Here is a 15,308-nt window from a genome sequence, read left to right as displayed (position 1 = left end):
ACCGCGCCGCTCCCTCCGAGAGCCGCATCGCGCGCCGACCCGCATCGTCCGCCGAACCACTGACGCCGGCTCGTATCGCGCGCCGACGCCGCGATACCGTCCGTTTTTACCGACCTGTCCCGTAGCCGGCTCCATGTACGGGGTCGTCACGCGCAACGCCGACGAGGTCGACATGGAGCCGTTCGACCTCGGCTTCTACGAGGTCAAAGACGTCACGGGCCGCGCGGCCGAGCCCCTGCCGAACGCCGTGAACATGGTGTCGTGTTTCGGCGACAACGCCGCCGCGAGCGAGAACGAGGACCTCGTTCCGGTCGACGAGCGCGGCGAGCCGGCGACCCGCGACCGCGAGTACTTCGACTGGGCGTACATCTGCCCGACCCACCCGGAGTACCGCGAGGGGCTGCTGGAGATCATCGCGGACTGCGCCGCCGCGAACGGCGACGTGCGCCTCGACGACGTGGGGTTCCCCCGCGAGGGGTTCTGTCACTGCGACCGCTGTGAGCGCCTGTTCGCCGAGAGCGACCGCGACGAGTTCGCCGACTGGCGCGCCGACGTCATCACCGAGTTTGTCGCCGAGGCGGCGGAGTTGGTCCCCGGTCGCCTGCTGCTCACGCTGTACCCCGATCCCTACCCGGACCACCTCTACGAGCGCGCCGGTCTCGACCTCGACCGGTTGGCCGACCACGTCGACGAGTTCGTCGTCCCGCTGTACGACACGGCGTACGCGACGACCTACTGGCTGGAGACGATCGCTCGGGGGTTCCGGTCGCGGCTCGGCGGCGACTACGACCTCCACGGCGCGCCGCCGGAGACGCCGTTCTCGCTGGAGCTGTACGCCGTCGACGTCGACGTCGACGACCTGATCCACGCGACCGAGGTCGCGGAGACGTACGCGAAGGACGTGTTCTTCGGCTACGACGCGAACAACGCGGCGGCCGCGGTCCGTCGGAAGGACGCCGACTCGCGCGACGGCGAGGTCCACCGGCCGGACTGACGGGACGCCTCCGCCGGTCTCTCGCAGTCCCGTGAACGAGGGTTTATATACGGGCGCGGCCGACGCCTATTCGACCGGCCGCCGGCGTGCGACACAACCGGTCGTCTCGCGTTCGCGTGAGGCGGTCGCCTTTCAACGTCCGCGCCGTAGCGGCGGTCGCTCTACACTCGCGAGCCGCTGGCTCGTTCGAAGGGCGACCGGGTTAGCGATAGGCCGGGTTAGCGATCGACCTCGCCCATGATCGTATCGAGGCTCCCCAGCGACGCGATCAGGTCCGGGATCGACTCGCCCTCGGCCATCTCGGGGAGCGCCTGAAGGTTTGAGAACGACGGGCCGCGGATCTTGAACCGCGCCGGCTTGTCCGTTCCGTCGGCGCGGACGTAGATGCCGAGTTCCCCTTTCGCGGCCTCGACGGCGCGGTAGACCTCGGTGTCGTCGTCCGGACGGACGGTGCGGGGGATGTTCGCCTGAACGGTGCGCTCGTCTTCCGGCCAGTCGTCGAGTAGGTCGACGCACTGTTCGATGATCGTCGCGGACTCCTCGACTTCGCGCATCCGGACGAGGAGCCGACTGTAGTTGTCGCAGCCGTCCTCGGTGACGACGTCCCAGTCGAGCTCGTCGTAGTACCCGTACGGGTCGTCGCGGCGCAGGTCGTAGTCGACCCCCGAGCCCCTGAGCACCGGGCCGGTCGTCCCGTACTCCTTCGCGACCGACGGCGGGAGCGTCCCGGTGTCGACCGTGCGGAGCTGTAGTATCTCGTTCCGCGTCAGCAGGTCGTGGTACTCCTCGATGCGACGCGGGAGGCCGTCGAGGTACTCGCGGATCCCGCGCAGGAACTCCTCTCTGGGTTCCGGGAAGTCCCACGCGACGCCCCCGAGCCGGAAGTAGTTGAACATCAGCCGTTGACCGGTCAGATCCTCCAGTAGGTCCTGAACCCGTTCGCGCTCCTGAATGGCGTACATGAACGTCGCGGTGAAGTCCCCGATCACGTCGAGGGCGTACGCGCCCATCGCCAGCATGTGCGAGAGGATCCGGCTCAGCTCGGCGGCCATCGTCCGGATCACCTGCGCGTACTCGGGCACCTCGATGTCCGCGAGGTCCTCGGCGACGCGCGCGTAGGCCCACTCGTTGAGCAGGCCGCCACCGCCCCAGTCCCACCGGTCGGGGTACGGCATGATCTGGTGGCGGTACGTGCCGGACTGGGCCATCTGCTCCTCGCAGCGGTGGATGTATCCGATGTCCGGCTCGACGCCGACCACGGTCTCGCCGTCGAGGGTCACTTGGAGGTGGAGGACCCCGTGCGTGGCCGGGTGGTGCGGCCCGATGTTGAGCAGCATGGTGTCGCTCCCGGCCGACGCCGACGACCCCGGCTCGATCGGTTCGTTCTCGGACAGCGAGACGATCTGCGGCCGCTCTGCGTCGTACTCCGACGAGAGCGGGTGGCCCTGCCACGTCTCGGGAAGCAGTATCCGTCGGAGATCAGGGTGGTCGTCGTACTCGATCCCGACGAGGTCGTACGCCTCGCGCTCGTGCCAGTCCGCCGTGCGGAACACTGGTGTCGCGGACTCCGAGACCGGGTCGTCCGTGTCGGCGGGAACGACGACGCTGACCTCTCTGGTCGGATCGTCGTACGAGCGCAGGTGGTAGATCGACTCGTACCGGCCCTCGTACTCCTGTGCGGTGACGCAGGCGAGGTGGTCGTAGCCGCCCTCGTCTCGCAGCGTGGAGAGCACCTCCCGTACCGCGTCCGGTCGAATCCGGGCGGCCGGGGCGTTCAGATGCTCCTCGCGTCCCGTCACTGACTCGCGGACCGGCGAGAACGGGTCCGTCGTTCCGTCGCCCTCGTCGGGGTCGCGCAGCAGCTCGGTCGACATACGCGGAGGGACGCGGCCGCGACTCCCGAGGCTTCTGCCGGCTCAGTACGGGCATTTATAACCACGCCGGCGTCACTGCGCGACGTGAAATACCTCCGGCTCGAACTCCGCTACCCGCCGGACCTCATGCATCCCATGCACCGGCTCGTCGACGAGTCCGACGCCGTGGAACGGGACGTCCTGCTACAGGGCACCATCCTCGACGAGACCGCCGACACGTTCCTGTTCTACGTCGAGGGGGACATCGACGTCTACACCGACGCGCTGCGGGCGGTCGACCGGATCCGGGAGTACGAGGTCACCCGGATCGACGACGACGGCTACTACGTCTTCCTCACGCAGCGGCGCGACGCGGTCGACGAAGCGATGTTCGATCCGCTCCAGCGGACCGGCATCGTCGTCGTCCCGCCGGTCGATTTCCGACCGAGCGGAATCGTGCGCCTGACGCTGATCGGGGAACGCGGACCGCTCGGAGACGCGCTCGCCGAGCTCCCGGACCGGATCGCGAGCGACGTCCTCCGGATCGGCGAGTACGACTGGCGACAGGACCTCTTCGATCCGGAGCTGACCGACCGCCAGTTCGACGCGCTCGCGGCCGCCGTCGAGACCGGATACTACGACTCCCCCCGATCGGGGACCGTCGAGGAGGTCGCCGACCGGATCGACGCCGCTCCGAGCACCGCGTCCGAACACCTCCGGAAGGCCGAGTCGGCGATGATGTCCGCGTTCATGGAGCTGCGCGACGTGGCTTGAGGCCCGGAGCCCGACGGTCCCGCGCTAGTGGACCGTCCGGTCGTCGCCCGTGTCGATTTCCTCCCGCGGCTCCGCGTTGCCGAACGTCGGCGTCGGTCCGTCGCCCGGAGCCGCCCAGTCGACCGCGTTCCGCAGCACCTGCCGAACGTCTTCGTCGTAGTAGATCGGGTACGTCTCGTGGCCCGGTCGGAAGTAGAACACCTTCCCGCTCCCGCGGCGGTAACAGCAGCCGGAGCGGAACGTCTCGCCGCCCTCGAACCAGGAGGTAAAGACGAGCGTGTCGGGGGCTGGCACGTCGAAGCGCTCGCCGTACATCTCGGTCTCGTCGAGTTCGATCGTCTCGCCGATTCCGTCCGCGATCGGGTGGCTCGGCTCGATCGTCCACAGCCGCTCGCGCTCGGCGGCCTCGCGCCACTTCAGCGAACAGCTGGTACCCATGAGCTTCTTGAATATCTTCGAGTAGTGCGCGGAGTGGAGGACGATAAGGCCCGTCCCGTCGAGAACGTGTTCGTGGACCCGGTCGGCGACCGCGTCGCGCACCTCGTCGTGGGCGGCGTGGCCCCACCAGACGAGCACGTCCGTGTCGTCGAGAACGGATTCGGTGAGCCCGTGGTCCGGCCCCTCGTCGAGGGTCGCGGTGCGGACCTCGTGGCCGCCCTCGCGGAGCGCCTCGGCGACGACGGCGTGGATCCCGTCGGGGTAGACGTCCGCGACGACGTCGCTCTCGCGCTCGTGTCGGTACTCGTTCCAGACCGTGACGCGTGCCATACGCCGCGTGGACGGCGGAGGGACTTGAGCGCTCGCCCCGCGTCGGGGTCGGCCGGAGGATCGCGGGTCGACCGGAGGATCGCGGGTCGACCGGAAGATAGTCGTCGGTCCCGTGAGAGGCCGAGGGTATGACAGGTCCCCGTCAACTGTACCGCCGCGCCGACGACTGGGCGCGCGGACTCTCCAGACTACGCTACGCGCTCCTCACGGGCGTCGTGGTGATCGCGTCGGTTCTCGCGGTCGGGGTCGTCCTCGACACGTCGACGACGGTCTACGCGGTCACGATGGGCGTCGTGATGACCGTTCTCTACTACGTTGGCGACGTGAACGCGGAGGACGACTGACCGCCGGAGACGGCTCCCCGCCGTCCGCTCAGGCGGTCGCTTCGACGTCCGCGAGCTGCCGCGCTAGGAACTTCGCGATGGAGACGTCTTCCTCCTCGACGAACCGCGCCAGCTCCTCGCCGTCCGCGTCCTCGACGACGACGGTCGGGATCAGCTCGATGTCGTACTCGTCGACGAACTCCCCCTCCTTGCCGTTCGGTCCCTTCACGACCGGGAACGCCTCGATGCGGTCGTCCGGGACGCCGGCGGCCGCGAGCGCGGCACCGAACGCGGGCAGCTGTCGCTGGCAGTCGCCGCACCAGTCGCCGCCCCACACCTTGAAGACGTAGTCGTCCGCGGTTAAGGCGTCGAGGACTGCTTCGTCGAACGCGTCCGCGTCGAGGTCGTCGGCGGGCGCGAGTGTTTCGAGCGTCATAGCTGGCTGTACGTCTCCGAGGCACGTAAACGGCGCGTCGGTGGCAAATCGGAGTCACGGTCGTCCGCGACGCGCACGGATACGAATCGCTGATCGACGCGACTGGGATCGCCGAAGCCTCAGTCGATCGGCTGTACATGAGTGTTTTCGCCGCGAATGACTCTGCGAGGGAGACCGCCGAAGCCCCAGCCGCGAGGCGGATAGACGCTCGCTGCGCTCCTCACTCGTTCGCTCCGCTCACTCGTTGCGGTGCTTGCGTCGCCTCTGTCCGCCTCGCGGCTGCCCCTTCGAGTCCCACCCCGCACCGCCCCGCACAGCACCTCACACCTCCCCAGCCTCGTCGGTCGCCTCCGCTTCGCTCCGGCGACCGACTCCCTCGCGCGGCGCTCCGTCGCGGTCGCCGGGGGCGACCGCTCGGAGGCGCGCGCCACCGCAGTGTTCCGTGTCACGGTCCTCCCGGCCGACATCGATTGCCGCAGTCCGCGGGGCCTTTGGGTCGCGGTCGCGTTCGGTCGGGTAATGGACGACGACATCCTGTCGACGCTCGGCTCGCCGCTCGTGCGGGTCGACGCGCCCGCGGGGACGACCGTAGCGGCGAAAGTCGAGTCCCGCAACCCGGGCGGCTCGGCGAAGGACCGCCCCGCCCTGTACATGATCGAGGCGGCCGAGGAGGCGGGCGAGATCGAGCCGGGCGACCGCATCGTCGAGCCGACCTCGGGCAACACCGGCATCGGACTCGCGATGGTCGGCGCGACGCGCGGCTACGACGTCACGCTCGTCATCCCGGAGGGGAAGTCGATCGAGCGCCGCCGCCTGATGAAGGCGTACGGCGCGACCGTCGAACTCGTCGACGGCGACATCTCGGACGCGAAAGACCGGGCCGACGAGATCGAGCGAGAGCCGAACACTATCCAACTCCGCCAGTTCGAGAATCCGGCCAACCCGCGCGCCCACTACGAGACGACGGGCCCGGAGATCCTCGATCAGGTGGGCGACCGCACTGTCGACGCGCTCGTCGCCGGCGTCGGCACCGGCGGCACGCTCTCGGGCATCGGCCGTCGCCTGCGCGAGGCGTTCCCGGACGTCCGGATCGACGCGGTCGAACCGTCTGACAACGCCGTCCTCTCCGGCGGCGAACCCGGAAAAGACGGCTTTCAGGGGATGGGACCGGGGTTCGTCGCGCCGAACCTCGACATCGACCTGATCGACGAGATTCACACCGTCGACCTGGCGGACGCCGAGGTCGAGTGCCGCCGCCTCGCCCGCGAGGAGGGAATCTTAGTCGGCCAGTCGTCGGGTGCCTCGAACCTCGCCGCGAAGGACGTCGCGGCCGAACTGCGCGAGACCGGCGATTTCGCCGGCGAGGAACCCCTCGTCGTCACCGTCTTCTGGGACAGCGGCGAGCGCTACCTGACGGCGGGCACGTTCGACGGGTAACCCGGAAGCTCCCGAGATTCCGAAGATTCCGAGCGGGATCCCCAGCGACGCCCGTCGCCACCCGGGCGTTGATTAGCGTTCGGCGCTCAGTTCGCCCATGAACACGCGCGCGGAATCGGCGGCCGAGCCGCCCGAGGGCGATCCGACCGGCTCGTCGGACGCCCCCGACCGGCGCTTCGACGGCCCGTGGCTCGCCGCGCTCGCCGCGACGGTCGTCGCTTGGACGCTCCTGTACGCGGTCGACTGGGCGTTCCTGACGCCCGAGACGCCGATCGGTGCGACCGTCGGCTTCGCGCACGGCTACCTGCTCGCGCCGCTGGCGACCGCGACGCTGCTGCTCGACGCGCTCTCGCTCGCGGAGCGGCGCGTCGTCGACCTCGGTCTCTTCAAGTGGATCTACGCGCTCGTCGCGCTGCCCGCGCCGCCGGTCGCGCTCCTCTACTACGCGCACCGCGAGTGGCTGGTACCCGGCGACGCGGACCTCCTCGGGGGACCCTGATGGTCGGAGACGACCCGTTCGACGGCCCGTCCGAGACGCACTCAAACGGGTCCGCCTCCGCGACGGGTGCCGCCGGAACGGTCGAGTCGCTCGTCACGGCTCCCGAGAGCGGAGCCCCGCCGGTCCGCCGCGACGCGGTCGAGGTTCGACCTGACGGCGTCGAGGGCGACCGCTACCGGCGCGGCGACGGCCACTTCCAGCTCGACGGCTGCGCGGTCACGCTCGTCGCCGCGGAGGCGCTCGCCGCGGTCCGCGACGAGACCGGCGTCGATCTGACCGACGGCTGCCACCGGCGAAACGTCGTCGTCGACGGCTTCGGTCCCGGGATGGACCCCCTCCTCGACGCGACCGTCGCGGTCGGGGACGCGGTCCTGCGACCGACCCGTCGCCGACCGCCGTGCGCGCACGTCGAGGACCTCGCGGGCGAGGACGGGCTGGCGTCGGCGCTCCGGGACCGCGGCGGACTCTGCTGTGACGTGATCGAACCCGGTCGCGTCGCCGTCGGCGACTCGGTGACGGTCCGCGAGGCCGACCCACGGACCGCCGGCGCGGCCATCGCCGAGCGCCTCGCCGAGCGGGACGGGAACTCCGATCCGGGCGGGGTCGGCGAGCGGTCGCGGTCGGAACACGACTGAGCCGTCGGCGCGTCCCGCGCGCCTCGGTGCCGGATCCCCCGACTGCTCGCCGGGAGAAGACGGTTTATACGAGTCGCGCGCGACGGCGGAGACGAGACGTGATCCGCGACGTCGACGCCGCCGGACCGCGCATGCGAACGACGGCGAGCCGGCGGGTTCGCGCTGCGGTGAGTCGGCCGCGACCGGGAACGCGGGGGCGCGAGTCGACGTGAACTGGCGCTACCGCCACACGGTGTTGACGCTGTGTATGCTCGCCTTCTTCGTGACGTACTTCGCCCGGCTGGCGATCAGCCCGGTCGTCCCCCTCATCATCGACGACTTCGGCGTCTCGAACACGGCGGTCGGCGTCGCGCTCTCCGGGATGTGGTTCGCCTACGGGCTCTCGCAGTTCCCGAGCGGCATCCTCGCGGACCGGTACGGCGAGCGCCGCGTCATCCTCGTCGCGGTCGGCGGGACGACGGCGATGAGCCTCCTGCTCGCCCTCGTGCCGGTCTTCCCCGCGTTCGTGCTGGCGGCGGTGCTTCTCGGGCTCGCGGCGGGGCTCCACTACGCGGTGGCGACCACGCTCCTCTCGCGGACGTTCGAGGACCTCGGCACCGCGGTCGGGCTTCACTCGCTGGGCGGCCCGCTTGCCGGACTGGTCGCGCCCGTCGCCGCGACGTGGGTCGGCGTCCGGTACGGCTGGCGGCCCGGGGTCGCGCTGGCCGCGGTCGTCGGCGTCCCCGTGTTCGTCCTGTTCGCGCGTCGCGTCCGCCCGACCGAGCCGCGGCGTCCGGATCAGCCGATGTCGGAGCGGCTCCGGCTCGGGCCGCTCCTCGAACTGGTCGGGCGGCGCGAGATTCTCGTCCCGCTCGTCGTCGCGACGCTCGGCACGTACGTCGCGCAGGGCGTCATCTCCTTTCTGCCGACGTTCCTCGTCGAACTCCGGGAGTACACGCCCGCGTTCGCCGGCGGCGTCTTCTCCGCGTTCTTCGTGGTCCGCGCCGGCGCACAGGTCGGGCTCGGTCGGCTCTCCGACCGCGTCGGCCGCGACGCGAGCATCGCCGCCGCCCTCCTCGGCGGGGCGCTCGGACTCGCCGGGCTGGTCGCGCTCCCGGCCCTCGTCCGGCTCCCGCTCGCGGTCGGACTGCCGGCGGTCCCCGAGTACGTCGCGCTCGGGGCGGTCGTGTTCCTCGCCGGACTCGGGTCGAGTTTCTTCTCGGCCATCGACCCCCGGTTCATGGACGCACTCGGCGACGCGGAGCGAGGAGCGGGGTTCGGCCTGATACGGACCGTCTACACGGTGATCGGGTCGGCGGGGTCCGTCGGCGTCGGTCTCGTCGCGGACCTGTTCGGGTGGGGGCCCTCGTTCCTCGTCATCGCCGGTCTGGCCGGCGTCGCGTTCCTCGTCACCGCGGCGAACGCGGTCCTGAGCGAAGCGCGGTGACTCGACGCAACGCGCACGCGGCCGGAAGCGGAGCCGGTGCGTGAGATCACCCGATCGACCCGAACCTTCGAGTCGCCCCGAGCCGAAGTGACTCCGTGTACGATTACCACGCCCACACGAACTACTCCGACGGGGCGTTCCTGCGGTGGATGGTCGAGGCCGCGGCCGACGCGGGACTCGACGGCATCGGCTTCGCCGACCACTGTAACGTCTCGCCGGAGCCGAACGCGGAGCGGCACAAGCGCGCGTTCGGGTTCAATCTGGACCTGACCTACGAGCGACGCCGCGAGGCGATCGAAGCGGTCCGCGAGAATGCCGCCGTCAAGGTGTACGACGCGGCGGAGATGGACTACGACCCCGATCACGAGACTCCCATCGCCGAGTTCCTCGATGACGCCGGCTTCGACTACGCCGTCGGCAGCGTCCACGACCTCGACGGCGCGAACGTCCACGTCCGGTCGCACTTCGCCGACAAGCCGGCGTCCGAGCGGCGGGCGCTCGTCGACCGGTACTTCGAGAAGCTCGTCGCGCTCGTCGAGTCGGAGCTGTTCGCGATCGCCGCGCACCCGGACCTGATCGAGCGCAACCCGCACCTCCGCGGGTTCGCGACCGAGGACCACTACGCCGCGGTCGTCGACGCGTTCCGGGACTCGCGGACCGTCCCGGAGGTCAACGCCGGCCGCCTGCTCGACGACTACGGCGAGTTCCATCCGGCACCCGCCTTCCTCGACCGGCTCGTCGACGCCGGCGTCGAGGTGACCGTCGGGACCGACAGCCACGAGCCGGACGAGATCGCGCCCCGGCTGCGAGAGATTGAGACGGAACTCGACCGCCGCGGCGTGGAGCCGGTCCGGCTCGACGGAATCGTCGCGGACGCGTGACGCGACCGGACGCGCCCGATGTAGTCGTCTCCGGCCTCTCGACAGGGCCGTCGCATCGCGCACCTGCTTGTGACTCCGAAAACGGTATTACATTCCGAGTGAACGCTTACGCATGGAGATAACCGAGGTCGAGACGTTCGTCGTCGACGCGGACTGGCGCAACTGGTTCTTCGTTCAGGTGAAGACCGACGAGGGGATCACGGGCGTCGGCGAGGCGCTCAGCGGCGAGGGACTGACGGCGGCGCTGGAGGCGACCGCGGAGTCGCACAAACACTACCTCATCGGCGAGGACCCGCTGAACCGCAAACAGATCAACCGTCGGCTGACGCGGTACCCGTTCGCGTGGCGCGGCGGGAAGCTCATCAACGCGGTTGCCTCCGCGTTCGACATCGCGCTGTGGGACATCGCGGGCAAGTACTACGACGAGCCGGTCTGGAAGCTGCTCGGCGGGAAGGTCCACGACGAGATCCCCGTCTACGCCAACGGCTGGCACATCGGCGAGCGCACTCCCGAGAACTACGCCCACCACGCGAAGAAGGCCGTGAACGAACAGGAGTACCCCGCCCTGAAGTGCGACCCGTTCGCGCACTACGAGTACTCGCTCACCAACGACCAGATCGACGAGGTCGCGGAGCTGCTCGAAGCCGTCCGCGACGCCGTCGGCTGGGACGTCGGTATCGCCTTAGACTGCCACGGCCGCTTCTCGCGGCGCGGGGCCATCGAGGTCGCGAACGCGCTCGAAGAGTACGACATCATGTTCCTCGAAGAGCCGGTCGAGTTAGAGGACCGCGAGGTGATGGCCGACGTGACGGACAAGGTGAACATGCCCGTCGCGACCGGCGAGCGCATCTACAACAACGCGACGATGGAGGACCTGATCCGCAAGCAGGCCTGCGACATCATCCAGCCGGACCTGACGAACTACGGTAGCCTCGCCGAGCTTCAGCACGCCGCCGAGATGGCGAAGTCCCGATACATGACGTTCGCTCCGCACAACCCCAACGCGGGCGTCTCGACGGCCGCCGGTCTCCACCTCTGTGCCGGCATCGAGAACCTCGAAGTGCTCGAACACATGAGCCGCGACGTCCCGTGGGGCGACGAGATCGTGAAACACGACTTCGAGGTCGAAGACGGGACGATCGAGGTACCGGACAAGCCCGGACTCGGCGTCGAGTTCGACGCCGACGCGGCCCGCGAACACCCCGGCGAGCCGAAGGACAGCCACAGCCTGTTCGACGCGGAAGGCGCGCTGAAGCGTCCCTGAAGCGCCGCCGGCCGACGCCTCGGTTCGACCTCGCCGTCGACGCCTCTTCTCGACGCCGTCGACGGACGATCCCGCGGAGCCGCAGATAGCGGGTTTTTCAACGGGGCCCGCCCAACGACGGGTATGGTCGAACTCACCGACTCGCTGCGGGTGCTTTACACCGGATCGATCGAGGAACAGGATGGGGAGTACGTCGTTCGCGTCCCGGAATCGGAGATCGAACACGGGACGGTCGATGTCGGCGAATCGTATCGAATCGCGCTGATATCCCGCGAAGAGTCCGGTGACAACGGCTCATCGACAGGCCACGAGGCGGTAACCGACTCGCCGGCGGTCGACGAGTCGCCGTCCGACGACGGACAGCGGCCAACCTCCCGTGGCGCGGCCGGCGCGGTCCAGCCGGACCCGCCCGTCTCCGAGGGGGAGGTCCGCGACGTGACGATCGAGACGCTGGGCGACAAAGGCGACGGGATCGCCAAGATCGAACGCGGCTACGTCGTCATCGTCCCCGACGCCGAACCCGGCGAGGAGCCGACCGTCGAGATCACCAGCGTCCGCGAGAACGTCTCGTTCGCAAACGTCGTCGAAGAGTAACCGGCAGTCGCTCTCTTTCCGTCTCTTCTCAGTTCGGCGGGTCGCTCCGCGAGAACAGCGCCCGGAGGTTCGACGCCGAGAAGAACGAGGACGGCTCGTCCATGTGGACGCCGATCTCGCCCGAGAGCGCCCGCAGACCGACTCGTTGGACGGGTTCCGGAAGCGAGTAGCACCGCCGGATCGCCTTCCCCAGCCGGATTTCCGTCGATAACTCTTCGCGCCACCCGGACTCGTAGTCGGCGAGCGTCGACGGGTCGCGCGGATCGATCGCCGCCGCGGCGACGTCGGCCGCGCGCATCCCGTACAGGATGCCGCCGCCGGTGAACGGCTTCGTCTGCGCGGCGGCGTCGCCGATCAGGAAGCCGCGGTCGCTCGTCGTCCGCGCCGGCGGCCCGATCGGTATCGCGCCCGAGCAGCGCCGGTCGGTCGTCGCGTCGTACGCGTCGGTGAGCCGATCGAATCGTCCGGCGACGTCCTCGCTCGGGGGGGCCGCCAGCCCGTACTCGACGCCGGCGTCGCCGCGGGGGATCCGCCACGCGAAGAACGTCGGCGCGGTGAGGTGGACGTCGACGAGGTCGCCGCCGTCGGGCGCGGGGTCGAACCCGAGTACGCCGTGGAGCAGTTCGTCCGGCTCCGGCAGGTCGAGCGCCCGCCGGACGCGCGACGTGGGACCGTCGCAGCCGGCGACCATCCGCGCTTCGACCTCCTCCACCTCGTCGGCCGGCGTTCGGACTTCGACGACGACCCGGTCGGAACGCTCCTCGACGCCGACGACCGTGTGGTCCTCCCGGAGGTCCGCGCCGGCCTCGCGGGCGCACTCGGCGAGGGTGCGGTCGAGTCCGACCCGGTCGATCACGTTCGAGACGGGGTCGCGCTTGTAGAAGGGGTACGCCCGCGAGCCCGGACCGCCGACGTGGAAGCGTGCTCCGTACACCCGGTTCTGGAGGAGTTCCTCGCGGGCGTCGTTCGGGACATACTCCCACACGTCGTCGGAGACGTGCCCGGAACAGGCGAGCGGCTCGCCGACCGTCCCCTTCTCGAAGGCGACCACGTCGTGACCGCTCTCGGCCGCGCGCCGAGCGAACCGGGAGCCGGGCGGTCCCGCGCCCACGACGACGAAGTCGTACATGGTGGGAGCGTGGTGACGGGGATATATAATTACGACGTGCCTTACTCCGGCTTCTCCCGCGTCCCCAGCCACTCCAGCGCGGCGTCGAGGTCCGTCCGGGGCGGCGAGCAGGTGAAGTCCTGACAGACGTAGGCCGTCGGCTCGCCGTCGGTCGCGTCGCGGTCCGCCCAGATCGGCGGGGCCTCGGCCATGTCGAGGCGGTCGAGCCACTCGTCGAGTCCCACTTCCGTGGCGGGACGCGGCGCGACGAGCGCCCCCGGCAGGTACCGCTCGCCGAGGGTCTCGCGCCACTCGTCGGGCACCTCGTCGGCCGCGATCGTCACCTCGATCCCGCCGGTCTCGACGAGGTCGGCCGCCCGCACGAGCGAGGCGTGCTCCAGCGGTCCCCCTCGGATCCGGTCGGCGTGGGTCGTCACGACGCGCTCCGCGATATCGCGGAACCGCCCGTCGGTCCGGAACCCGTCGAGGAGCGCGAGCGTCTCGGCCGCGACCCCGAGGCTCGACGGCGTCGAGCGGTCGGTGAACTCCTGCGGCCGCGCGATGAGCGGCCCGGCGTCGTCCGTCTGCCGGCCGTCTCCGTCCGGGTCCCGCGTGAAGTAGATCGTTCCGTCGTCGGCGTCGTAGAACTCCGCGACGAGCGCCTCGGCCAGTTCGAGTGCGAACCCGAGCGGCTCCGGGTCACCGGTCGCGGCGTAGGTGTCGAGCGCGCCCCGCGCGAGGAACGCGTAGTCGTCGAGGTAGCCCGGACCCCGCACGTCGCCGTCGAGCCAGCGCCGGGCGAGCGCCCCGGTCTCGGCGTCGGCGTCGTACAGTCGGTCGCGGCAGAAGTCGAGCGCCTCGCGGGCGATCTCGGCGTACGGCTCCCCGAGCGTCCCGCCCGCGTCCGCGAACGCGGAGATCGCCCGACCGTTCCACGAGGCCAGCACCTTCTCGTCGCGGGCGGGCCGCGGGCGCGACTCCCGGGCGTCGAACAGCGCGGTGCGCGCCTCGGTCAGCGCCTCCCGGACCTCCTCGGGCGACATGTCGCGGTCGGCGGCGAGTTCGTCGACCGACGCGGCGACCGTCGGGACGGTCGTGCCGCGCTCGAAGTTGCCGCCGGACCGGATCCCGTACCGGTCCTTGGCGAGCGACGCCGCCGGCTCGTCGAGGACGGCGTCGACCTCCTCGGGGGTCCAGACGTAGAACGCGCCCTCGACGTCCGCGGCGTCCTCGGCGTCGTCCCCCCCGTCCGAACCGCCTCCGCCCCGTCCCGCCGGCGGGCGACTGCGAGCGTCGAGCGTGCTGAAGAAGCCGCCGCCGTCGTGCCGGAGTTCGCGGTCGAGGAACGCGAGCGACTCGCTCGCGACCCGGGCGTACGCGGGGTCGCCCGCGAGCCGGTAGCCGTCGAGATAGATCATCGGCAGCTCGGCGTTGTCGTACAGCATCTTCTCGAAGTGGGGCACGGTCCACTCTCGGTCGACCGCGTAGCGGTGGAACCCCCCACCGATCTGGTCGTACATCCCGCCGCGGGCCATCCCGTCGAGGGTGCCCGCCGCGGCCGACAGGAGCGCGTCGCGGCCGCTCCGCGCGTACGCCCGCGAGAGGAGGTCGATCCGGCCGGGCATCGGGAACTTCGCGCCGCCGCTCCCGAACCCGCCGTACTCCTCGTCGTAGCTCCGCAGCGCGGACGCGGCGGCCGATTCGAGGAGGTCGTCGCCGGGCGGAGCGGCGTCGCTCTCCCCGTCCGGGCCCGCAGCGTCCGGCGTCGGGACCGACTCCAGTTCGTCGCGCGCGCTCTCGGCCCACTGGTCGGCGCGCCGTTTCATCTCCTCGCGCTGTTCGGGGTCGCTCCACGAGTCGGCGATCCGCTCGCAGAGGTCGCGGAAGCCGGGCTGGTTCCGGCGCGGCTCGGGCGGGAAGTACGTCCCGACGTAGAACGGCTTGCCCTCGGGCGTACACCACGCCGAGAGCGGCCACCCGCCGCCGCCGGTGACGAGCTGGCAGACCGTCATGAACGTGCTGTCGACGTCGGGGCGCTCCTCGCGGTCGACTTTGATCGAGACGAACGACTCGTTCATCGCGGCCGCGACGGACTCGTCCTCGAAGCTCTCCTCGGCCATGACGTGACACCAGTGACACGAGGAGTAGCCGATTGAGACGAACACCGGCACGTCGTGCTCGCGGGCGCGCTCGAACGCCTCGTCGCCCCACGGCTGCCAGTTGACGGGGTTGTCGGCGTGCTGCCGGAGGTAGGGACTCGCCTCCCCGTCGAGGCGGTTCCGCTCGGTGGGCTGTGACATACGCCTGGTTCGGCCC

15 protein-coding genes are annotated in these 15,308 nt (G+C 70.4%); 10 read left to right on the top strand and 5 right to left on the bottom strand.

The window, feature by feature from the left end:
- Window positions 1-133: 133 nt before the first annotated feature.
- Window positions 134-994: a hypothetical protein gene (locus tag QOL69_RS17100; protein ID WP_283404162.1), complete on the top strand. Its 861-nt coding sequence runs from the start codon at window positions 134-136 to the stop codon at window positions 992-994.
- A 218-nt stretch (window positions 995-1,212) separates the two neighbouring features.
- On the opposite strand, the gene QOL69_RS17095 is transcribed toward QOL69_RS17100, so the two are convergent.
- Window positions 1,213-2,868 carry an NADH-quinone oxidoreductase subunit D gene (locus QOL69_RS17095; protein WP_283404161.1) on the bottom strand — a complete coding sequence of 552 codons (1,656 nt, stop codon included), beginning with the start codon at window positions 2,866-2,868 and terminating at the stop codon, window positions 1,213-1,215.
- 84 nt (window positions 2,869-2,952) lie between these two features.
- On the opposite strand from QOL69_RS17095, the gene QOL69_RS17090 reads away from it, so the two are divergent.
- A complete protein-coding gene (locus QOL69_RS17090) occupies window positions 2,953-3,621 on the top strand; it encodes a helix-turn-helix domain-containing protein (protein WP_048076561.1) in 669 nt (222 codons plus the stop codon).
- A gap of 24 nt (window positions 3,622-3,645) precedes the next feature.
- Here QOL69_RS17090 and QOL69_RS17085 read toward each other — a convergent pair whose 3' ends face one another.
- Window positions 3,646-4,389, bottom strand: coding sequence for a ThuA domain-containing protein (locus tag QOL69_RS17085; protein ID WP_283404160.1), 744 nt, complete (start codon window positions 4,387-4,389; stop codon window positions 3,646-3,648).
- A 128-nt stretch (window positions 4,390-4,517) separates the two neighbouring features.
- On the opposite strand from QOL69_RS17085, the gene QOL69_RS17080 reads away from it, so the two are divergent.
- Window positions 4,518-4,733 carry a hypothetical protein gene (locus QOL69_RS17080; RefSeq protein ID WP_048076563.1) on the top strand — a complete coding sequence of 72 codons (216 nt, stop codon included), beginning with the start codon at window positions 4,518-4,520 and terminating at the stop codon, window positions 4,731-4,733.
- A gap of 28 nt (window positions 4,734-4,761) precedes the next feature.
- Here the strand turns inward: QOL69_RS17080 and QOL69_RS17075 are convergent, their stop codons facing one another.
- Entirely contained in the window at window positions 4,762-5,148 is a 387-nt protein-coding gene (locus QOL69_RS17075) for a TlpA family protein disulfide reductase (RefSeq protein ID WP_048076564.1), read from the bottom strand.
- A 519-nt stretch (window positions 5,149-5,667) separates the two neighbouring features.
- On the opposite strand from QOL69_RS17075, the gene QOL69_RS17070 reads away from it, so the two are divergent.
- The 7 genes from QOL69_RS17070 (at window position 5,668) to QOL69_RS17040 (ending at window position 11,884) form a co-directional block, all read left to right on the top strand.
- Window positions 5,668-6,585 (top strand): PLP-dependent cysteine synthase family protein, encoded by a 918-nt coding sequence (locus QOL69_RS17070; protein ID WP_283404159.1) that lies wholly within the window; start codon window positions 5,668-5,670, stop codon window positions 6,583-6,585.
- Between the two features lie 97 nt (window positions 6,586-6,682).
- On the top strand, window positions 6,683-7,084 hold the full coding sequence (locus QOL69_RS17065; protein WP_283404158.1) for a hypothetical protein: 402 nt from the start codon (window positions 6,683-6,685) through the stop codon (window positions 7,082-7,084).
- Window positions 7,084-7,719, top strand: coding sequence for an MOSC domain-containing protein (locus QOL69_RS17060; protein ID WP_283404157.1), 636 nt, complete (start codon window positions 7,084-7,086; stop codon window positions 7,717-7,719). The genes QOL69_RS17065 and QOL69_RS17060 overlap by 1 nt, the downstream gene beginning before the upstream one ends.
- Window positions 7,720-7,927: 208 nt before the next feature.
- On the top strand, window positions 7,928-9,145 hold the full coding sequence (locus tag QOL69_RS17055; protein ID WP_283404156.1) for an MFS transporter: 1,218 nt from the start codon (window positions 7,928-7,930) through the stop codon (window positions 9,143-9,145).
- A 95-nt stretch (window positions 9,146-9,240) separates the two neighbouring features.
- Entirely contained in the window at window positions 9,241-10,026 is a 786-nt protein-coding gene (locus QOL69_RS17050) for a PHP domain-containing protein (RefSeq protein WP_283404155.1), read from the top strand.
- Between the two features lie 112 nt (window positions 10,027-10,138).
- Window positions 10,139-11,290, top strand: coding sequence for a mandelate racemase/muconate lactonizing enzyme family protein (locus QOL69_RS17045; protein ID WP_048076569.1), 1,152 nt, complete (start codon window positions 10,139-10,141; stop codon window positions 11,288-11,290).
- Window positions 11,291-11,413: 123 nt separating this feature from the next.
- On the top strand, window positions 11,414-11,884 hold the full coding sequence (locus QOL69_RS17040) for a TRAM domain-containing protein (RefSeq protein WP_048076570.1): 471 nt from the start codon (window positions 11,414-11,416) through the stop codon (window positions 11,882-11,884).
- Window positions 11,885-11,912: 28 nt separating this feature from the next.
- On the opposite strand, the gene QOL69_RS17035 is transcribed toward QOL69_RS17040, so the two are convergent.
- Complete coding sequence (locus QOL69_RS17035; protein WP_283404154.1) at window positions 11,913-13,013, bottom strand: geranylgeranyl reductase family protein; 1,101 nt, start codon at window positions 13,011-13,013, stop codon at window positions 11,913-11,915.
- A 41-nt stretch (window positions 13,014-13,054) separates the two neighbouring features.
- Window positions 13,055-15,292 (bottom strand): thioredoxin domain-containing protein, encoded by a 2,238-nt coding sequence (locus QOL69_RS17030; RefSeq protein WP_283404153.1) that lies wholly within the window; start codon window positions 15,290-15,292, stop codon window positions 13,055-13,057.
- Between the last annotated feature and the right edge of the window lie 16 nt (window positions 15,293-15,308).

This window comes from Halorubrum sp. DM2, assembly GCF_901686465.1.
Taxonomy (GTDB): Archaea; Halobacteriota; Halobacteria; order Halobacteriales; family Haloferacaceae; genus Halorubrum.
The sequence above is the reverse complement of the archived record's forward strand: the minus strand, read 5'-3'. Positions and strand labels throughout refer to the sequence as shown.

Bases quoted from the DNA above. Each gene is read 5' to 3' on its own strand.
- QOL69_RS17040 (WP_048076570.1), top strand. From the start codon at position 11,414: ATGGTCGAACTCACCGACTCGCTGCGGGTGCTTTACACCGGATCGATC.
- QOL69_RS17085 (WP_283404160.1), bottom strand. From the start codon at position 4,389: ATGGCACGCGTCACGGTCTGGAACGAGTACCGACACGAGCGCGAGAGC.
- QOL69_RS17035 (WP_283404154.1), bottom strand. From the start codon at position 13,013: ATGTACGACTTCGTCGTCGTGGGCGCGGGACCGCCCGGCTCCCGGTTC.
- QOL69_RS17075 (WP_048076564.1), bottom strand. From the start codon at position 5,148: ATGACGCTCGAAACACTCGCGCCCGCCGACGACCTCGACGCGGACGCG.
- QOL69_RS17100 (WP_283404162.1), top strand. From the start codon at position 134: ATGTACGGGGTCGTCACGCGCAACGCCGACGAGGTCGACATGGAGCCG.
- QOL69_RS17095 (WP_283404161.1), bottom strand. From the start codon at position 2,868: ATGTCGACCGAGCTGCTGCGCGACCCCGACGAGGGCGACGGAACGACG.
- QOL69_RS17060 (WP_283404157.1), top strand. From the start codon at position 7,084: ATGGTCGGAGACGACCCGTTCGACGGCCCGTCCGAGACGCACTCAAAC.
- QOL69_RS17030 (WP_283404153.1), bottom strand. From the start codon at position 15,292: ATGTCACAGCCCACCGAGCGGAACCGCCTCGACGGGGAGGCGAGTCCC.
- QOL69_RS17045 (WP_048076569.1), top strand. From the start codon at position 10,139: ATGGAGATAACCGAGGTCGAGACGTTCGTCGTCGACGCGGACTGGCGC.
- QOL69_RS17080 (WP_048076563.1), top strand. From the start codon at position 4,518: ATGACAGGTCCCCGTCAACTGTACCGCCGCGCCGACGACTGGGCGCGC.
- QOL69_RS17070 (WP_283404159.1), top strand. From the start codon at position 5,668: ATGGACGACGACATCCTGTCGACGCTCGGCTCGCCGCTCGTGCGGGTC.
- QOL69_RS17065 (WP_283404158.1), top strand. From the start codon at position 6,683: ATGAACACGCGCGCGGAATCGGCGGCCGAGCCGCCCGAGGGCGATCCG.